A 19,133-nucleotide genomic window follows, 5' to 3' on the forward strand; every position below is an offset into this window, starting at 1 on the left:
AATAGAGAGGAAATAGATAGGTAAGAGACGTTTCAGGTGCTAAAATAACTATGTTAAAGGTATCTTTTCATGTTAGGGATCGTAAATACGATTTTACATTATCATTCGACATAGATAGGGGTATGGAATTTGTTTATTCAACTTATAGGTGTGGGCAAGTTAAAAGAGAAGTATTTGGTCATGGGCATTCAGGAATATGCTAAACGGTTAGGGCCATACATCAAGTTTCAAATGATCGAAGTAGCCGATGAAAAGGCTCCCGATACACTGAGCGAGGCGGAGGTTCGACAGGTCAAGGAGCGGGAAGGAGAGCGTATCCTTGCTCATGTGAAAAGCGAAGCACATGTCATTGTGCTCGCCATTGACGGCAAACTGTGGAGCTCGGAAGAACTCGCAGAGGAACTGGACAAGCTCGGAACTTACGGCACAAGCCATGTTGTCTTCGTCATTGGCGGCAGTCATGGTCTCTCTGACGAAGTCCTCCGCCGCGCCCAGCAGAAGCTGAGCTTCGGAAGAATGACCCTGCCTCACCAGCTGATGCGATTGGTGCTGGTGGAACAGATTTACCGAGCGGTGAAGATTAATCGGGGTGAACCGTACCATAAGTAACGGCAAGTTTTTTGTTACGACGTGGTTATAGGTAATCAAAGAAGTAACCTCTGTTAATTAGATATGGTAAAATGAGGATGTTTGACACTAGTTGCTTTTATACGACTTTAGCTAGGGGGTAGATATGGCTGTTCCTGTGCATGAAATTGACGAGTATTTACGTGTACAAACCCGAAAGATCAATGCCCAGTTCTCTAACATGAAAGATGCATCTGCATTATATGATGACTACTATGAAAACATTAAGAATGATGACCTTAAACAAGTTTTCCCACTGTTTCATGCCATGTTAAATAATTTATTTTCCTTCATGAATCAGAAGCTTTCACCTGGATATGGTGGACATTTCAATGCAGACCCTAGCCGGGAATTAATTGATGTGATTGAAGCTTTTCAGAAGCTTCAGACAAATTTGAAGAATTCACCGATTGCCTTTGATTTGGATCCATATTATGTGGAGTTAATAGGTAGATGTAGTGCCTTTTTGAGTAAGAGCGGGGGCAGCACTATTCCCTCTGATTTTCCAATGATTGAACTGATTGAGCATCGAGCTATATTTATAATGATGAACGTCGTCGAAGTTAAGCGTTTATTCAATAAAGAAGTCTTTCAAACCAAGCTAATCGGCGGTGGGTCATATGCTCAGGTATTTAAATACAAAGACCCGTATTATAATCGTTGGTTTGCCCTAAAGCGTGCCAAAACTAATTTAACGGCCAAGGAATTACAGAGATTTAAGAATGAGTACGAGACTACACGTAAATTTAATTCGCCTTACATTATTGAAGCCTATAACTACAACGATGAGAAGCATGAGCATACCCTTGAGTATGCTAATGGAGGAACGCTTGCTGATTACATTCGCGACAATAACACTAAGTTGGATATGCAAGATCGGCTTAAGCTTATTGGTCAGCTTTTCAACGCTTTCATCTACATCCATGAGAAGGAAATATTGCACCGAGACATTAGCTACCACAATATTCTGATTCATCACTTCGATCAAACGTGGACTGTACTCAAGATAGCTGATTTTGGTCTAGTAAAAATTCCAAAAAGCTCATTAACGAGTATAGATTCGAGTGTGAAAGGCTCACTAAACGATCCTGACTTGACAAAGGTGGGATTCGTAAACTACGAAGTGAGGCATGAGATATACGCTCTCACTCAGGTCGTAAACTTTTTGTTTTGTGGGAAGAAGCATGGAAATGGACTCTACGGGAAGAGCCAGGCGGTTAAGGAATTTCTTTTAAAAGGTTTGGCTGCAAATATTGATGAACGCTTTATTTCTGTTGAGGAAATGGTAAATGCCTTTCAAAGTGTGAAGCACGAGTTATTAAAGTTGTAAGGCAGCAGAGTATTTTGAGGACATCATAAATAAAGGTCAATATTTTAGCGAATGTAGGCATTTATGATCTGTTACCTGTTAAAAGTCATTAGGCTAACTGTTAATGAGGAGCGTAACCGAATGGAAGATGAACGTATTAAACAAGGACTATACAGTCTTTCTATTGCGACAAATGCAAGTGAAGTTTTTGAAGCTTGGGTAATGATGGGGGAGTCAACGGAAGGTAAGTCATCAATTATCTCTTTAGATAACTATCACAAAAGTGTATATCCTACTGAGTTGAATAAATTAATCAACAATATCGATAGCCACTTCATTCCTTACTTTGAGACGGACAAGCTATACTTTATTGATGACGAGTTATTGAATGAAATCTTTAATAACGGGGAAAAGGACACCATATTTGGTCTTGACTACTCAATAATGCTGGATACAAATTATGCTAGCTATATACATAATTTTGTAAGTAGAGATTATTCGACTTTAAATAATGAGATATTTACCACAATTGACCTGCTAATCAGGAATAATTTTAATTATGATCATATTTTTTATATGATAGAAAACTATAAGAATTCGTTTGTAAATATAGAAGGTGAGGATGAAGAGACCAAAAGGGATAAAAAGGCCAAGGTATACCTTAATTTGGTCAGCCTCGAACTTTTCAAGAGCATTAATAGAGAAGAATATATTAAAACAGGAAAGTTGCAATATGGGATTACAGAAAATGAAGCACAATTGCAAGCCGATCAAATCTTTAATGGAATTTTCAATTCTGCTTATGCACAAGAAGGGATGGATTATTTCTTAAGAATACAGAGGTATATGGTACTATTCATAATAGGGGTAATGCAAATTAAGTTCGAATCAAAAACAACTGTACATAAGAAAGTTCAGAAGCTCTTTGAGTTTTTAACTAATATTGTTGGTGTGTATTTTGACAGAGAGTTTGTTATTGCTCATAAGTATTTCACTACACAAAACGATGTTAAAATTCTCAATAAAATCAATAAAGGAATGAACCCTAAAAAGGTGCTTCAATTTATTGAAAATATAGCCTGGGATTTCTCTGTACCTAGGATGATGGAGCGACAGCTTATAAATGGCGGACATGGACGTTACTTCATTCCTTTTTTTCTAAGTAATGATCAAAACTTAAGAGAGTTACTACGACTTTTTAAAGTCAAAGGCATTATGTACAGTAGGTCGAATGACTTTTTTATTCCATTTACTAAAATTGTTACCCAAGAATATTTTGAAGCGCATAACTGCAATGTGGAGACTTACTTTACGAAAGAAGCACTTGCCCGTAGGGCAGCAACATTTGAGAATAACAAAGATAGCCTTCCGCAGATTATCGAAAGAGAATTTGAAAAGTTGGTAGGAATATTGGGCTCATAGGTATTGTACGCCGTCAGCCGGGATAATCGAACCAACCACAAATGACATTACACTGATCCAAACAAAAGCATTGTTACTTACAAGAAGGCAAGTTTTGAGAAAGTCCATCCCTCCAGGATGGACTTTCTCAAAACTTGCCGTTACAGACAACGCGGTGAACCGTATCACAAATAGGGCGAAATAGCTGATAGCGCTTCAGCCTTCCCTTTAGACTTTAAAGATGCAATTTAGAGACATCCAATGTATAGCCCAATTCGCTTGAAAGCCTAGCGATTTCTTGGGAATCGCTCTCAGGTACTTATCTAATCAAATAACAACACACTCTCGATTTATTGATTTCTTCTAATACTGGTATATTTACAAAGTTGTACATCATACTCATCGCCATATATCGACAGATTGAAAGACTGATCGTTTTTCCTCGTTGGAAGAGCACATACAGGATCGTGTTGGTGGTCCCTTCGCAAGTGCAGACACGCTTAACGAGCTGGTCTTCTTGTACGACCAGCTTTTCGTAGGCATCCATATTAGGGGGCATTTTTTCACCTCCTGAGAGCAGATTTTTGATCGTTGGCTTTCATGTTTATTTTTTTCACAGACATAAAGAAATATAAGAAGATTCAAGAGCACTTGATCTAGTTTTTTACATTGAGTAGGTGTTAATATAAGAAGGTAAAATTTGTTTTCTGCTCTTAATTCTACAAACAAGGAGAAGGAATTTATGGCCATGTTTTTCATAAGTCATTCCTCAAAGGATGCTACTATAGTAAGAAATCTCATGGATTTACTTCAAAACCAGTTCAACCTTTCGCGAAGTGATTTCTTCTTAACTTCTGACGAAGAGCTAACTTACGGAGGAGATTGGGTAGAGCAGATTCGAAAAGGTATGGAAGAATGCAAAATAATTCTGCCGTTTATAACTCCCAACTACTTACAAAGCCAATTTTGTTTATGTGAGTTAGGGGCTACTTGGGTAAATAAGCAAGCAATTATACCCGTAGTGGTGCCACCGCTGGATTATAGGGCACTAGCCGAAACCCCATACCGTACTAATTTGCAGACCATTACTCTTTCAAATATTGAGGACTTGAATAAGCTAGCTCAAGCCATTGTAGATCGTGGATTGAATTCTCCTAATATGGTGCGTTTTGGAACTAGGGCGAAAGAACTTTACGAGGATAAACTTCTCCCATTTATCAAAGCGACAGAGGAATTGAAACCACTCACAGATGCCGATTTCGATACGCTAAAAACAGAGCTGGCTACTTACAAGGAAGCATATTTAGAAATGGAAGTAGAATTAGAGGACTTTAGAAAGCAGAATGAGCAACTTAGAAAAATGAAAGACGCAGAAGAAGTTAAAGAAATGGACTATGCTGAAATGAGCGAATGGGATACCTTTATGGAAAAAGTAGAGTCCGTTAAAACTAAACTAGATTCTTTACCAGCACTGGTAGTTAGCATCATATATAATGCTCGTCGTCCAGGCTATGATGGTTTTACCAGCAACGAAGATAGGTCGGAGTTGAATGCCCATGAGAGCGATGGCTACATTAAATGGGAAACAGGATGGGAACCTGATTATGAACATCCTATCATTTCCAAGGCAGACGACGCCTTAGACCAATTAGCAGCTTTTATTGGCGATATAGGGCCGGCTATCGAAGAAAGATTTGAAGCAGAGTATGATTCTGTACGAATGAATTTGATCTACCGACCGTTTTGGGAGAAGGTATTGGAACAACGAATACAAATTTCGACATAAATTGATTTAGAGTCTGTGCTTACGCAGACTCTTTTTACTTTACGATACCGGAACATCCTACAATAGGGCGAAATTATGGTTAGAGTAAGCAGTATCAGGGGATATATGGTAAGATGTTTCCGTGCGGAGAAGCAAATAATGTTTATAATGGGGGTTTAGATTATGGCAAATCGGACTGGAACCTATGTTGCCTTTGATGGTTTAGGAGAGGCAGACCCTGCAAAGTCTGACTTCAAATACTATGCTACTCTTCAAGCATGGAATGCGAATAAAAACATTCAGTTTTCGCTGACTAACAGTCACGAGAAAACGGATGCGGTACGTGATACAAGTAAACGGACAACATTGTATGCACGCATCCAGGAACGGCTTAGAGCATCGAAAAACATGCTCGTCATTCTTACGAGTAAGACTCGTTATACCGGAAGTGTTTTATCTTATGAGATCGAGCAGGCCATAGACACGTACAGAATTCCGCTTATTATCGCTTACCCTGAATTCTCATCTGTTTTGTATGTGGATAGCCACAGTGGCATTTGGCCCAAGGCACTTAGAGACCGTATAAATGATACCGGTATAGAAGCAATCCATATCCCTTTCGCTAAAGAGTGCATTTTAAATGCTATCACACGTTTTCATGTGAATGGTGAGCATCTTAGCAGTGGTAAGAATCATTACAAACGTGAAACGCAAATCAAATGGGGCCTAATTCAATAAAGGAGAAGATGTGAATGAAAGTCCCATTTTTTGATAAAAAGATACTACATATATTCTATGGCTTTCTAAGCGTGATAAGTGTAATCACCTCTATTGTGTTTCTTTTCGTTGAAATAGACCCTAAAATCAAGATAGTCATTGGTGGAGGAGCACTGGCATTGTTGGTCCTTGTTTACATCGGAATCTGGGTCCATGCCAATATGCGTCGCAGTATCAAGCTAACGATTAACACTTCAGAGATTGAGGTAAAGTTCGGTGATATATTTTCTGAGGAGGCTGATCTGAAAGCGATCGCTTTTAATGAATATTTTGACACACTGGTAGACGAGAAAGTCATCTCAAGCAGTTCACTCAACGGAATATATATTAAAAAATTCTATCAGGGAAATATCGCTGTTTTAGACGAAATTTTTTCTTCTGACACCCACTTGCCAGAAATGATCGCATGTGAAAATGCAGGCAGAACTGTCGGGAAGAAGATTAGATACAGGCTTGGAACAATCTGCACGGTAGACGATTATCTCCTTACGGCGTTCTCACGTTTCGATGATAGAAACAAAGCATATCTCGAGATGAACGACTATATAAACTGCCTGTTGAATTTCTGGAATGAGATAGACAGAGTCTATGCCGGTAGAACAGTCGCCTTGCCTGTTTTGGGATCTGGGATCACTCGCTTTAGAGGATACGAAAATATACTGGATCAAGAATTGCTTGAGCTCATTATATGGACATTTAAAGTGAGTCGTATAAAATTCACATTTCCTTCCAAGGTGAAAATCGTGGTCTGGCAGAAAAAACAAGAAAAGATAAATCTACTCGCTCTGAAGGACTTGGAATCGTGAAAGTAAATATACAGAACTGGCCAAATTGTAATGACCAACTTCTGATGGAGAAGTGGGGCTTTTCCGGGCAAAAGAAACGCCCCTTCCGTTATATTGTTTGCGGAAGGGGCTGCACTTAAAAAATGCTTCTCAGTCTCCTCGTTGAAGGGGAGTTCAACGCTGTTGACACGCTTTTTGTTGTCCAGCGTAATTTTCTTTACGATCAGGTGCAGGAGAGTCTTGCGTTGCTGAAAAGGGAATGATGCAGCAAGGAACATTAGTGAGCCTGTCGAAGGTAGCTTCTGTTAATTGGATAAGTAAAAAGGAAAACAAACCTGTTGGAAGAAAAAAACTGTATTCGTTGTATACTCATTTAGGTTGGAACTATAAAGGTTATGGGAATTTGTATCATATGCGAAAAAGGCACATTCTGTTTTCGGAAGTATTCCCTTTATCGAAAGCCTAATTTACAAACAGATAAAAAGGCATTGGAATAAAATACAAAGTCGCTTAGTAAATTATCCATAAAACATTGCTTTTCATATAGCAAAGGTCGCACTTTCTTGAGTGCGACCTTTGGATTTCAACCAACTAATAATCCGCCTTACTAACTAAGCAATCGGGGTGAACCGTACCACAAGTAGGACGAAATCTGTGCGAAAACATGGAGATTTCCAGAATGGATGAACATGGTATGTTTAAGAGATGCCATAGTGTAAGATAAAAAGTCCAATCTCATTACAGACACACCGTGCAATCGACAAAAAATCATTTTATCGTGGTATAATTAACCAATACACTGGTTGGTTTGGAGTGATAAAGTGAACTGTAGAAAATGTGAAAGAGTAGTCAATGAGGATTTTAATTTCTGTCCATATTGCCAAGAGCCAGTTCAACAAAGAGACAGTGGCTATAATACGATAAATGCTGGAAATAATAATATTAATATTGGCTTAGGTAATAATAGTAAGCAGGAGTTTTATATTGACAACTTTAATGTTGCTCCTAATATATCCAATGAGTTAGTTGTAGAATATGAGAATTGCTTGGATAGAAAAGTAGTGGGTGGTATTAGAGGATACAAGTTAAAGTTTGAAATTTCAGGGGTGCTATCGGTAATATCGGCAGTTATAACCATATTTACTTACTTCGTTAAAAAAAGTGATTTCTCATTCTTTTTATTAATGGTTTCGCTTGGTTGTGGGGTATATGCTCTTGAATCAATCAACAAACATAAGAAGCTAAAGAACAATGGTGTTTATAAGGGGAATAGTCAGCTGGTACTTTATAAGGATGATAATGGTGATGTTTATACAATAAGAAAGTATGGGGTTTGTCCTATTTGCGGTGGACGAGTGAATATTTATAACGATGAAAGATTCAAGAAAAAACTGGGCAGATGTGTAAACAATAGAGATCATATTTATAGCTACGATCACACTATAAATAAAGGTTTTCCACTTGAAATTGTTGAGTTTGTTTCAAATAAGTAATTTGCAGCGAAGCTTAAGGGAAGTACACATCATTATATAGTTAGTGTTGTATACTCTGGGAATGCAGATAAGCAACTAAAGTATATGAAACTACCAATAAAGTGTTCGTGTAGTCAACGAGACTATTGATCTTCTGGATAATACCAGTCTTCAAGTTGAAGTTATTATCTAAAAAAGCCTAACAAAATCTTATCTACACCTACATTGAGTGCCTCATTCAAACGGGAGTCTCCAGGCAATTCGTGGAAAATATCAGGTTAGTGTGGCTTGCTGCTCGGCAACAATGAGGTTTCTATACCTTCCGCCGTATTCGTTCCCAACGAATGAAATACGCAACCAAGTGAGGTGGAAATTGTTTCTTATTATATAAATGGTGAGTAGTTTCTAGTGGGATTAAAATGATTTAAGTGGCTTTGTTTATGTCTAAAGAGGATATCGAACTTTAGTGGAATCTCATCTCCTAGAAAAAATCCGGTATAGAGGCTGGGGACTCATAAAACTCATACAAGTGCTGCAAAACTAGTAATGTGAACGTTTGACTAGATAAATACCGAATTTCAAGGAAGTGGCCTTGTGTGTAGTGTTGGGTGTAGGAGGAAGTTATTTCTAGCATATTTAAGATCAACAGTTATAGACCAATCTAATTGTAGGTATAAGAAAAGGGTAGTAATAAACAAAATAAATCAGTTTCAAGAGTAATGGGAATGGAAAAAAATATTATTTTAGTAATAAATCCTTTATATAAGTTTGTAAGTAATTTAGTTAGAGGTGAAGAGTTTGACGGAACTTGTAGTTGTTTTTGCAGATAACTGGGGAACTGAAGGAGGGGGAATAAATTCTTTTAACCTTGATTTAGTCAAATCAATCGATTCTTACTTATCCACAATAACATTAGAAGATATCAAAGTAATTTGTGTAACTAACAAAACTGAAGTGTTAACGAATAGCAATGCAATACTAATTAATGGGTATGAAAAGTCTGGTTACATGGTGAACTTTTTTAAAATATTAGAAAGATTATCATTTGTTCTGAAATTATCAATCGAAGAAGTAAAAGAACAATTTAAATTCTCATGGTGGGTGGGACATGATGTTATTACTGGCGAACATGCAATTTCATTATGTAAAGAATATAACGCCTTATTTAAAAAAAGCTCTCGTTTCGCTTTAATACATCATATGGTCTACGAAGATTATTATGGCCTCAAACAAGACCTACCTATTTCTGAAGAGGTACAGAAGGAAAAATTCGACAAACAAAAAGATTTGCTAAGAAGAGCAGATATGGTGTTTGGGGTAGGGCCTAAACTTACCAGGCATGCAAACGAATATGCAAGACAAAATGCGGTTGAGTTGATCCCCGGACTTCAGGACTTAAATAAAAGGCATCGACCTGGAGTGGGCAGTAAAAGAACATTTACAGCCACACTGGTTGGGCGATTAGATGCGAAGGATGATGCAATTAAGCAATCTTCCCTAGCTCTTGAAGCACTAGAAGATTTTTTTATGCAACATAAAGATACTTTAACACCAGAATCAAAAGTGAATCTTATAGGCGTTGAGGAAAAGGATGCTGAAAGGTTAACAAAAGTTCAATTTCATACTTATAGAGGTAGAGACCATGTTTATGAGTATCTAGTTAAATCAAATATCGGATTTCTACCGTCATCACACGATGGTTTTGGATTAGTTGGTTGGGAGTTTATTTCAGCAGGAATTCCACTAGTTATTTCTCAAAACACAGGTCTGTATGAATTCTTAGATTCTTTCATTAGGGATTCAGATCTTGTGGATGCTATATATCTTTTAGATTTAAACTTAACTCCAAACCATAACATTTTCCTGGATGATTCAGAAGATGCTATAGCAGAAAAAAATACAATTATTAAAAATTTGAATTTTAAAATTAATGAAGTTTACAACCGATTTGCATTTTTTAATAAACAAGCTGAGATTCTAAAAGAAGAATTACTGAAAAAAGGATACACGTGGGAACGAACAGTTGGTGACTTTTTGGGAGGACTAGGATACCGAGTCAACATATCTTCATTAGAAAATTATGTCGCTAAAGCACAAAATCCTTATGGTATTGTTAAAATAATTGACACAAATGTTCAGCGAATTGAAGATTATAAGACATGCCTTTATGAGGCAAGAGGCCATATTTTTATTTCAGGTACTTCAATGATACATCTTTCTAGTGACTCTAAGGGATTAATTTTGGAAAAGGCAAAAACTAATAATATAAGTTTATTATTACTTGATCCTGATTGGATTGACCAATACCATGATATATTATCATTTCGTAACTCTTTTGAAAAAAGTGAAGATTTTAGCTCTGAAATACGGAACTCAATAAATAGGTTGAAAGCTGTGAAGGCGAACTTAGGAGATTTGGGAAACAACATTACAATTAAGACGTATAAGACAATATTCCCATATATTATAACGGGATATGATAAAACCAATTATGGAAAAATGGTTTTTGAAATAACGGATTATGTGCCTTCTGAGCATAGACCTAGATTTACTGTTTATAAAACAGAAAATGAGGAATCATTGTATACACAGGTTTATTCGAAGTTTTTTGAGTTGTGGGAAAATGAAATCCTAACAAGTGAGGTGAGGTAACTTGATGGAAAATGAATATAAATATCTAAAGTATGATTGGAAGTATAGTAAGGAAGACTTAAAATTTTGTCCCCGCTGCGGTTCTCCTTTTATTCTTCAAGACTTGCATATAGCTGACCAACCACAACTTGTTTGTGACAATTGCCAATTTATTTTTTATTTAGATCCCAAGTTAGTAGTAGTTGCTCTTGTTCTTTTTGAGAATAAGGTGTTGCTCTTGAGAAGAGCTGAGAACCCGAGCAAGGGATTATGGGGGTTGCCAGGTGGACATGTAGAGCGAGGAGATGATGTCTTTGAAACAATAGAAAGAGAAGTAAGAGAGGAGGCAGGAGCACGAGTAAAAGTTAAAGATATTATCAAAACACATTCTATGTCAAAATACGGAACAGTTCAGTTGGCGTTTGAAGCCACTGCTGAAAATCAATCCCTTAAGACAAACATTGAAAGTTTTGAGGCTAAATATTTTGGTTGGGGAGAAATACCTTGGGATGAGCTTGCTTTTGAAACAACAAGAGATATTCTAAGTGAATTCGCATATAAGAATAATATTAATATGGAGAACGGCGCTAATAGTGATTAACTGAATTGTAACCAAGAGACTGTAATAGAAGAAGGGCCCAAAGATCATGTGAACTGTGACCCACAAGAAGGACACTTGAAAAAAGTGACCCTCTTATGGGTCATTTGTGTAGTAAGCGTTGAAAAAATTGGTTACTGACATATATATACATAAATACCATATAAATCATGTTGGAAGATCGCGGAATGTGGAATGACACTGAGTTCGATATTTGAAGTGTTGCATGAATGTGAAAAAGAACGCAATAACCTGTCGAACTGCCGGCAACGGCTAGTTTTGCTTCCAACGTTTTTGAGCAGGCTAAAGCTCCGATGACGACGAGATCATCAGGCGATTTTTGGCGTGCGTATGTCCTATTCGCACAAGCAGGCAGCCCGCCCCTGGCGTAAACTGAATTATAATCAGTGAGCGAGGTGAACTTCCATGGCACAATCGAAAGAGATGCGTGCACGGGCTAAGAAGTTTCAGGGCCGTCCGGTCTGTGTCACCCTGCACAGCGGAGAGACTTACGTCGGCTACATCACCGACGTTAATTACGGCGGGTTGGTACTTTCCAGTGCCGGAGTCCCCCCACGCGCTTCTTCCGGGAAGCAAGACTCCCGATCTATTAAACGCAGAGCTGGTGCGCATGCCCCGGGCGTCCGTCTCGGCAACCGGAAAAGCGGCGCGCGTAAGCCGTCCGGCCGTTCGCGCTCCCGCAAGCCAGACGCCAAGGTGTCGGCATTCCTGCCGATGATGGGCTCGCTGTTAGGCGGCCTTGGCGGCTCCACTGCGGGCGCAGGAGGGCTTGGCGGTATGCTCGGCGGCGGCTTGCGGCTGTTCGGCATGATCCAGAAATTTGTCCCGGTCGTGAAGATGGGCTACGGTATGATCAAGTCCATTCGCCCGTTTCTCGGCGCCGTTAAAGGCTTGATGCCTTCGGCCAGTCCGGCCACGCCAGATAACGAATAGTCGTATCCCTGTGAACTTTAAGCCTCCTTTGAGTGGTCAAAGGGGGCTAGTTCACAAACCATTACGACTACCACTGTCTAATCCAGATCGGTTTGAACTCGGAATAGCCCATTTCCTTTAGTAAATCCCAGGCATGATCCAGAACGTGAGGCTTCCCCTGGACCCAAAGTTCTTGTCGTTTTGCCATCAAGTAAGAGATGATTTCAGCAATATGTTTGGGTTTACCTAGATGGATGGCAGTTTCTACTTCATTATTTTGGGCTGAAATGTCATAAAAGGACCAAAAAGTATGAGGCTCTTCTTCAGGAGGAATGGCCTGAAAGATGAGCGTGATTTTGATGTTTTTATTCTCTTTGGGAGATAGGTTTAGGATGAAGCGAGACCCGCCTGAGTACCAATAAACGAAGGCATAACCGTCGACCGTAATATTTCTTAATTGGCTTTTCATTATTTTCTCCCTCAATCTATGTTGTTTAGAATGAACTGCGTTTAATGAGTTTAATTAAATAATATGTCGTTAATTTCCGAGAAATGAGGAGTGGCTTACATGAATAACAAGGTGATTATAGTCTAATCCACATATAGGTTCCATTCATATGGATTTTTTCCTGTGGTACTCTAGATACATATCATTTTAAAGAGGTACGACCCATAGAAAAAATAATAAAATTGCTGGATAAGCAAACAAAGGAAACCTGGCTATGGTCAACAGGAGGGTTCAAATATGTGGTTTGGCAAGAAAGAAACGCAACTGGATCGAATAAAAAACAAACTGAGCCAAGCTATGCGCAAAGACGCGGGTTTCTCAGTGTTTGGATCATCCTCACATCAATATAGGGTTAAAGAGAAGCTTACAGCAAAAGAGCTGGCGGACTGGCAAGCCCACAATCAGGTCACACTTCCTGAGCCTTATGCGCTGTTTTTAACGAACATCGGCAATGGAGGCGCCGGACCCTATTATGGAATATATTCAATTGAAAAGGCAACTTCCTACACCGAGCGCCAAGCGCTCCTTGCAAAATCCGTTCTGTACCCCGGGATGACCAAAGAGGAATGGAACCGTCTAATTGAGCCCCTGACCAAGGACGAGGACATTCCCGATGAGGAATACGACGACACCTGTAATAAGGTGTTGGGCGGCATGTTGTGCATAGGCACCCAAGGCTGCGAATACGACATGTATCTCGTACTTGAGGGGAAATATAGGGGGAGAATTGTGTACACCTCCGATTTTCATCCTGATCATCCTTTTTTCTTTGTCTATGAAGACAGCTTTCTGGACTGGTACGAGCGCTGGCTGGATGAAATTATTCTGGATTATGATATCGGGTGGTTTGGCAGTCGAATGCCGGGTGATGAGAATGCGCTGAACCAGATTTATCAGAGCGCTCCAAACGAAGAAATCCAAGCCAAAGCGCTTGATGGAATGTTCAAGTTTAAGAAAGTCTCTCAGCTAACCCTTGCTTTTTTGAAAAAAATTGCGGAGCAAAGCCCCAAAAATCGGACCACAGCCATTTGGCTCATCTGCAAAGCTTCTTTTGACACGGGTAGAAAGTATCCTCTGGAGCTGTTGCAATCGGATGAACATGAGGATTTTCTGCAAGCTTTACAGATTCTGCACGCTTCCAGTAAAACTGAGGATTTAACGGAGTTTATTCCAGTGATCTTGCAAAGGCTTGACCGGATTCACGACCCGGAAACGTTGCGTTATGCAGGGTATATCTTGGAAGATTACGGTGCGATTACGCTCCAGAACTTTGCGCCTTTCTTGTGTCACGCCGACCCGAAAATGCAAACCACTGCCATCTATGCCGCGCGCAGTTGCGAAAACAAGCTGGGAAGCTGGCAGATCATTGAACAGATGTTGATGGGGGGCGGCCTGCAGGTTCTGAATAACTTGATTTTATACTGGGGCATTATTCCACATGAGAAGCTGCTGTCTTATTATAAGGAGGTATGGCCGAAATGCAAAAGCAATCCGAATTTCAGAGAAAAATTTATCGGTTGTTTGCGAGAACTGCATTTGCCAGATGATTATTTCGACAAAGACGAATCGTAATGAAGGCGTACATGAATTATCCATAAAATACGAACCAATAAGGTTCAGAGTATCATCCTCCAGATGATGGGCACCTGTGGGCTTACCTTGGATTTAATTATGACGTGGCGGAGCCTGAGTATTCCGAAATCGGATTTACGAGGAAGCCGAAAAAATGCTAAAACGCTACTGACATCCCGTTGTCAGTAGCGTTTTTGTATATTAGGAGTATGCGAATATCGCAGTGCTTTGAGAGGGGCGACCTTTCTCAAAATCTTATTATAGAGGTGGAATTTATTTATGAAAGATATCAATTGGGAAGTGGATCCGGACCACAGCTCCGTCGAGTTTTCGGTGACGCATTTAATGATTAGTAGAATTAAAGGAGTATTCGAGCATTTCCAAGCGATCTTGAGTTTTGACCCCAACAATTTAAAAACCATGGGTATTCAGGCTTCCATAGATGCAAATAGTATTACAACTCGCCAATCGCAACGAGATGAACACCTGAAGAGTGACGACTTCCTTCATGCAGCCAAGTATCCAACCATTACGTTTCAAAGCACCAGCTGCGTCCTTGCTGGCGAAAGGCAATATGAACTTACGGGCAATCTAACTCTGCATGGAGTAACCAAACCCATCACTTTTCATACCTTTTTTGAAGGACTAAACAAAGACCCTCGTGGCCGGGAACGTGTAGGATTTCATTCAACAGCCAGTATTGACCGCAATGAATTTGGCTTGACATTCAACTCGCCTCTGGAAAAAGGCGGGGTTATCGTCGGAAATGAAGTGAGAATCGAGCTTTATATCGAGGCAATTAGAATAGAATAGCAGTCCTAAAGGCCATCCTTTTAGCGGGGTGGTCTTTAAACTTGCCGTTACAGGTAGGGCGGTGAACCGTATCACAAATAAGGGCGGAAATTTTGAAGCAAAACAGTTTTGTTTTCCATAAGCATGAATTAGAATGTGGACTAAATGCAAATGCTTCGATAGAATATCATTCTATATTGTTGTGTTTTTTATTAAGGCGGATTGGGGAGGTAATCATGGGAAATACGGATAAGTTTGAAATGATAGCTAATGTATATGACACTTCTGAAAGAATTCAAATTGCAAAGGCATCATCTGATGCCATTCGTGAGTATGTAGTTGACGCTAATAGTAAGAATGCTATTGATTTTGGGTGTGGAACAGGTCTTGTCGGAATGAGCTTGTTAAATGATTTTAATTCTATGCTTTTTCTGGATACTTCACAAAACATGATTAATCAAATAAAGCAAAAAATTACTGATCTTCACATTCAGAATGCAGATACATTATGTTTTGACTTTGAAAAGGAAGGTCTAACGGATTTACATGCGGACTATATTTTTATGGCTCAGGTTCTACTCCATATTCATGATGTTGAAATCGTTTTATCAAGGCTATTTGATGTTCTAAATGAAGGAGGACATTTACTAATCGTAGATTTTAATAAAAATGAAAAAGTAGTTTCAGATATAGTTCATAACGGATTTCATCAAGAAGAGCTGACTGACATTATGACTAAAATAGGATATAGAGATATTCAGTCCAAAACTTTTTTTAACGGAAGTAAAATATTCATGGGACAAGATGCATCTATGTTTATTCTTGATTCTCGAAAATAAACTTTTAGGCAGAAATCAAGCTCTCCTTATAGTTAGCGGTTCTAAGGTACAACGAAATAAAAGGCCGCCCCTTATGAGACAGCCCATGCTTCTTGTACGGTTTTAAACTTATGATTCAATCTGTGCCTAGTAATGAATTAATTATGTTCAGGTGGCTTTTTTATAAACCAACCCAGCGCCAGAATAAGTATTGCCAGAATAAATTCAATCCAAAAAACCGTTTGTAGACCGGAAACCATGCTTTGTGTCTTCTCATGCATCGCAGTGGGATTGAGCGAATGGTGAAGATAACGATTGGCTCCAGACGACATGATGCCGACGAACAATGCGATGCCAATTCCCCCTGCAATCTGTTGGAGCGTATTATATATGGCTGTGCCATGAGGAACCAGGTGACGTGGAAGTTGATTCAATCCTGTCGTCTGAGCCGGCATGACGACGAATGACATGCCTAAGAATAAGAGGATATGATTGAACAGAACGGAACCTTGTGTTGTATCACTGTCGATGCCGGTAAACAGCCACAACGATATGGCGATCAGGAATAGTCCGGGCACAATGACGAGTCTCGGCCCGAATTTATCGAGTAATTTCCCCGATACCGGCATCAGCATTCCGTTCAAAATGCTACCTGGCATTAGAAGTAAGCCTGTCGCGAATGCTGTCAACTTCATCACATCCTGCATATAGAACGGCAGCAATGTTGTTGTGGCGAATAGAACCATCATCAGAATTACAATCAATACCGCAACCAGAGAAAAAGTGGAATGCCGGAATACGGAAAGATTGATCAACGGCTCTTTGATCTTAAGCTGGCGCCATACAAGCAAGAGCAAGAAAAGACTACCTATTGCAATCGATCCGTAACCTTCTGGCTCAAGAGAGACACTTGTTTGGCTGAAGCCATAGGTGACGCAGCCGAAACCGACGGTTGACATCACAATGGATACAAGATCGACCCTTGGCTTGGTCAGTTCTGTCACATTCTTTAAGTACACGAATGCATAAATCATCGAAAACAGTGCGACAGGAATCACCATGTAGAACAGCCATCGCCATTGAAAGGTATCGATAATTAAGCCAGACAAAGCCGGCCCGATGACAGGGGCGACCATGATGACCAGCCCCATGAGACCCATGGCGGCACCCCGACGTTCTGGAGGATAGAGAGCGAGAATCGTATTCATCATCAACGGGATGAATAATCCTGTCCCGCAAGCCTGAACAACCCTGCCCATCAGCAAGATTCCGAATCCCGGGGATACTGCACACAAGCAGGTACCGGCCAAAAATAACGCCATCGCAGACATAAACATCTGGCGAGTCGTGAACCATTGCTGTAGTAATGCGGTCACCAGCACCAGTACGCCGATCACGAGCATATATCCCGTCGATAACCATTGTATGGTCGAAGCAGCAACGTTAAATTCTCTCATCAACGCAGGAAACGCATGGGTAAGTAAATTTTCGTTAAGAAACGCGACAAATGTACCGATGAGTAGAGCGGTTAATATTGCCCCTCTCTTCATTCCTCTTGCATCTTGAGCCTGATTGTCCATCTTCTACCTCCCGATTGTTCATTACGTTCCGTCCATTGTTTGTATATCGCTTAACCCGCAACGCCTGAAGATCATTTTACGTGGAGTGGGATGAATTGGAAAAAGCGGAATTGCCCATCATACTCGGAAATTCATTCATATTTCGAAAGCATAAGGGGGGCTCCACCACGGTGTCGCTCATTCGCGCATTATTTCTTGACAAGATGAGGTTAGGGGATTATGATAACGTGCCGGTCAACTCTATAAGGCAAATAAAATCAAAAAGGCTGACTTTTCGTAGTGCCTTGGCACTGGAATCGTCAGCCTATCGTGCAGATTATCCTACACCATCACTTTCTAACAAAGAATAAAAATTATCACGGTCTTGGTCATCAAATTTGCCAAGTGTCCTTACCCTAACAAATTCATGTCCGCCATACATGTCTATTTCCTCACCGTACCTATTGTAGAGCGCGATCATATTGCCATCCTGATTCAACTCCAAGTACCCATAAATTTTGCTTCAGGAACTTCACTGTAAAAGAGCGTAAATTTGATTTTGATCACTCTGTGCGTGCAGATCCTCCCTTCCTGTCTTTCGTATTGGCTTTGAATATATATAGTATTCTCCATAAAATGTCAAGAGATAAGGTTTCTACGTATCTCTAAATGTTATTCAATTTATAATGACAAGCTCAATATATGGATAGTGTAAATTTCAAGCTTCTAAGTTTTTGGTGGGCAGTTTTTGTTTAGCCGTGCGATCGAAAATTGCCGTACACACAGTAACTACTGTTGTTTTTCCCCATTAGGTTCGCAGACCGCTTTCGCTTTGTGTCATATGACATTATGGCACTGGCGGATTTGACATCAAGAGCCGTAGGATACGATGACTACTTGTAAAGGATGTGGGCTCTTTGATGACAAGAACCGTCGTCAGCTTTATTCAAAATGGCTATTTCCTACTGCTTACTTTCGCTACCGGATTGTTTTACTTTTGCTTTTATCTGGTCGCTCTTACATTAGGCTTGAGTCTTTCGTTTACCGTCGCGGGCGTTCCTCTGATTACTCGCATTTTGCGAACTACAAACACCTTCCTGCAATTTGAACGCACACAGACCAAGATCTATACGGATATTACCACAGAGCTTTACGTTAAACCAATAAACACCGATGACTCTATCTGGCTTCAAGCAAGGAAGGAGCTGCTAAATCGGCGCAACTGGATCGCTATCGGCTGGCTGATGCTGAAGCTTCCGGTGGGGATTTTAAGCCTCATTAGTGCAGCCTTGCTTTATATAACTCCACTCGCAATGATTGCGGCCCCGCTCCTCTTTCCACTATTTAATTATTATTTTATGGGTGTACCTATAGATACTGTGATAAAATCCGTACTGGTTTCGGCCTCAGGAGTCATATTCACTATGGTGAGCTACAGGCTTGCGAACAGCTTCACGCGCATGCTAGGAGGCTACACCCGTCTTATGATCAAGAGTGTGAACCGGTAGCCGGAATGTCCCGGTCTGGATTTAAAAGTATTGTTGGATGATGATCTGCTCTATAATAGTTACGTAATGTCATACTGA

17 protein-coding genes and 1 pseudogene are annotated in these 19,133 nt (G+C 40.0%); 14 read left to right on the forward strand and 4 right to left on the reverse strand.

What is annotated here, in order from left to right:
- Positions 1 to 129: 129 nt before the first annotated feature.
- The 3 genes from rlmH (at position 130) to ACEN8J_RS22635 (ending at position 3,358) form a co-directional block, all read left to right on the forward strand.
- Positions 130 to 609 carry a 23S rRNA (pseudouridine(1915)-N(3))-methyltransferase RlmH gene (gene rlmH, locus ACEN8J_RS22625; RefSeq protein ID WP_013312768.1) on the forward strand — a complete coding sequence of 160 codons (480 nt, stop codon included), beginning with the start codon at positions 130 to 132 and terminating at the stop codon, positions 607 to 609.
- A 124-nt stretch (positions 610 to 733) separates the two neighbouring features.
- Positions 734 to 1,957: a protein kinase domain-containing protein gene (locus ACEN8J_RS22630; protein ID WP_049817057.1), complete on the forward strand. Its 1,224-nt coding sequence runs from the start codon at positions 734 to 736 to the stop codon at positions 1,955 to 1,957.
- A 120-nt stretch (positions 1,958 to 2,077) separates the two neighbouring features.
- Positions 2,078 to 3,358, forward strand: coding sequence for a hypothetical protein (locus ACEN8J_RS22635; RefSeq protein WP_029518915.1), 1,281 nt, complete (start codon positions 2,078 to 2,080; stop codon positions 3,356 to 3,358).
- 298 nt (positions 3,359 to 3,656) lie between these two features.
- Here ACEN8J_RS22635 and ACEN8J_RS22640 read toward each other — a convergent pair whose 3' ends face one another.
- Complete coding sequence (locus tag ACEN8J_RS22640) at positions 3,657 to 3,896, reverse strand: hypothetical protein (protein WP_029518914.1); 240 nt, start codon at positions 3,894 to 3,896, stop codon at positions 3,657 to 3,659.
- A gap of 183 nt (positions 3,897 to 4,079) precedes the next feature.
- Here ACEN8J_RS22640 and ACEN8J_RS22645 point away from each other — a divergent pair, with 183 nt between their 5' ends.
- From ACEN8J_RS22645 to ACEN8J_RS22675, 7 genes are all read left to right on the forward strand, one after another.
- Positions 4,080 to 5,123 (forward strand): toll/interleukin-1 receptor domain-containing protein, encoded by a 1,044-nt coding sequence (locus ACEN8J_RS22645; protein ID WP_029518913.1) that lies wholly within the window; start codon positions 4,080 to 4,082, stop codon positions 5,121 to 5,123.
- A 162-nt stretch (positions 5,124 to 5,285) separates the two neighbouring features.
- The gene (locus ACEN8J_RS22650; RefSeq protein ID WP_029518912.1) at positions 5,286 to 5,840 is read left to right on the forward strand and encodes a TIR domain-containing protein; all 555 of its coding nucleotides are present in this window, start codon (positions 5,286 to 5,288) and stop codon (positions 5,838 to 5,840) included.
- Between the two features lie 14 nt (positions 5,841 to 5,854).
- On the forward strand, positions 5,855 to 6,685 hold the full coding sequence (locus ACEN8J_RS22655; protein ID WP_029518911.1) for a macro domain-containing protein: 831 nt from the start codon (positions 5,855 to 5,857) through the stop codon (positions 6,683 to 6,685).
- 800 nt (positions 6,686 to 7,485) lie between these two features.
- Positions 7,486 to 8,157: a hypothetical protein gene (locus tag ACEN8J_RS22660; RefSeq protein WP_029518909.1), complete on the forward strand. Its 672-nt coding sequence runs from the start codon at positions 7,486 to 7,488 to the stop codon at positions 8,155 to 8,157.
- A 777-nt stretch (positions 8,158 to 8,934) separates the two neighbouring features.
- Positions 8,935 to 10,788: a glycosyltransferase gene (locus ACEN8J_RS22665; protein ID WP_029518908.1), complete on the forward strand. Its 1,854-nt coding sequence runs from the start codon at positions 8,935 to 8,937 to the stop codon at positions 10,786 to 10,788.
- Between the two features lie 4 nt (positions 10,789 to 10,792).
- Positions 10,793 to 11,368 carry an NUDIX hydrolase gene (locus ACEN8J_RS22670; protein WP_029518907.1) on the forward strand — a complete coding sequence of 192 codons (576 nt, stop codon included), beginning with the start codon at positions 10,793 to 10,795 and terminating at the stop codon, positions 11,366 to 11,368.
- 423 nt (positions 11,369 to 11,791) lie between these two features.
- Positions 11,792 to 12,319, forward strand: a complete 528-nt coding sequence (locus tag ACEN8J_RS22675) for a hypothetical protein (RefSeq protein ID WP_029518906.1) — start codon at positions 11,792 to 11,794, stop codon at positions 12,317 to 12,319.
- Between the two features lie 67 nt (positions 12,320 to 12,386).
- Here the strand turns inward: ACEN8J_RS22675 and ACEN8J_RS22680 are convergent, their stop codons facing one another.
- Positions 12,387 to 12,767: a hypothetical protein gene (locus ACEN8J_RS22680; RefSeq protein ID WP_495593993.1), complete on the reverse strand. Its 381-nt coding sequence runs from the start codon at positions 12,765 to 12,767 to the stop codon at positions 12,387 to 12,389.
- Positions 12,768 to 13,043: 276 nt separating this feature from the next.
- Between ACEN8J_RS22680 and ACEN8J_RS22685 the strand changes: the two genes are divergently transcribed.
- From ACEN8J_RS22685 to ACEN8J_RS22695, 3 genes are all read left to right on the forward strand, one after another.
- Positions 13,044 to 14,378 (forward strand): SMI1/KNR4 family protein, encoded by a 1,335-nt coding sequence (locus tag ACEN8J_RS22685; protein WP_495593994.1) that lies wholly within the window; start codon positions 13,044 to 13,046, stop codon positions 14,376 to 14,378.
- Between the two features lie 279 nt (positions 14,379 to 14,657).
- Positions 14,658 to 15,191, forward strand: coding sequence for a YceI family protein (locus ACEN8J_RS22690; RefSeq protein ID WP_029518903.1), 534 nt, complete (start codon positions 14,658 to 14,660; stop codon positions 15,189 to 15,191).
- 215 nt (positions 15,192 to 15,406) lie between these two features.
- The gene (locus ACEN8J_RS22695) at positions 15,407 to 16,009 is read left to right on the forward strand and encodes a class I SAM-dependent methyltransferase (RefSeq protein ID WP_029518902.1); all 603 of its coding nucleotides are present in this window, start codon (positions 15,407 to 15,409) and stop codon (positions 16,007 to 16,009) included.
- 137 nt (positions 16,010 to 16,146) lie between these two features.
- On the opposite strand, the gene ACEN8J_RS22700 is transcribed toward ACEN8J_RS22695, so the two are convergent.
- A complete protein-coding gene (locus ACEN8J_RS22700) occupies positions 16,147 to 17,568 on the reverse strand; it encodes an MDR family MFS transporter (RefSeq protein WP_495593995.1) in 1,422 nt (473 codons plus the stop codon).
- Positions 17,569 to 17,884: 316 nt separating this feature from the next.
- A pseudogene (locus ACEN8J_RS22705) lies at positions 17,885 to 18,180 on the reverse strand (hypothetical protein).
- A gap of 287 nt (positions 18,181 to 18,467) precedes the next feature.
- On the opposite strand from ACEN8J_RS22705, the gene ACEN8J_RS22710 reads away from it, so the two are divergent.
- Positions 18,468 to 19,055 carry a sensor domain-containing protein gene (locus tag ACEN8J_RS22710; protein WP_495594562.1) on the forward strand — a complete coding sequence of 196 codons (588 nt, stop codon included), beginning with the start codon at positions 18,468 to 18,470 and terminating at the stop codon, positions 19,053 to 19,055.
- Positions 19,056 to 19,133: the final 78 nt, after the last annotated feature.

This window comes from Paenibacillus sp. Paensp38 (assembly GCF_059491915.1).

Bases quoted from the DNA above. Each gene is read 5' to 3' on its own strand.
- ACEN8J_RS22630 (WP_049817057.1), top strand. From the start codon at position 734: ATGGCTGTTCCTGTGCATGAAATTGACGAGTATTTACGTGTACAAACC.
- ACEN8J_RS22635 (WP_029518915.1), top strand. From the start codon at position 2,078: ATGGAAGATGAACGTATTAAACAAGGACTATACAGTCTTTCTATTGCG.
- ACEN8J_RS22640 (WP_029518914.1), bottom strand. From the start codon at position 3,896: ATGCCCCCTAATATGGATGCCTACGAAAAGCTGGTCGTACAAGAAGAC.
- ACEN8J_RS22645 (WP_029518913.1), top strand. From the start codon at position 4,080: ATGGCCATGTTTTTCATAAGTCATTCCTCAAAGGATGCTACTATAGTA.
- ACEN8J_RS22650 (WP_029518912.1), top strand. From the start codon at position 5,286: ATGGCAAATCGGACTGGAACCTATGTTGCCTTTGATGGTTTAGGAGAG.
- ACEN8J_RS22655 (WP_029518911.1), top strand. From the start codon at position 5,855: ATGAAAGTCCCATTTTTTGATAAAAAGATACTACATATATTCTATGGC.
- ACEN8J_RS22670 (WP_029518907.1), top strand. From the start codon at position 10,793: ATGGAAAATGAATATAAATATCTAAAGTATGATTGGAAGTATAGTAAG.
- ACEN8J_RS22675 (WP_029518906.1), top strand. From the start codon at position 11,792: ATGGCACAATCGAAAGAGATGCGTGCACGGGCTAAGAAGTTTCAGGGC.
- ACEN8J_RS22680 (WP_495593993.1), bottom strand. From the start codon at position 12,767: ATGAAAAGCCAATTAAGAAATATTACGGTCGACGGTTATGCCTTCGTT.
- ACEN8J_RS22685 (WP_495593994.1), top strand. From the start codon at position 13,044: ATGTGGTTTGGCAAGAAAGAAACGCAACTGGATCGAATAAAAAACAAA.
- ACEN8J_RS22690 (WP_029518903.1), top strand. From the start codon at position 14,658: ATGAAAGATATCAATTGGGAAGTGGATCCGGACCACAGCTCCGTCGAG.
- ACEN8J_RS22695 (WP_029518902.1), top strand. From the start codon at position 15,407: ATGGGAAATACGGATAAGTTTGAAATGATAGCTAATGTATATGACACT.
- ACEN8J_RS22700 (WP_495593995.1), bottom strand. From the start codon at position 17,568: ATGGACAATCAGGCTCAAGATGCAAGAGGAATGAAGAGAGGGGCAATA.
- ACEN8J_RS22710 (WP_495594562.1), top strand. From the start codon at position 18,468: ATGACAAGAACCGTCGTCAGCTTTATTCAAAATGGCTATTTCCTACTG.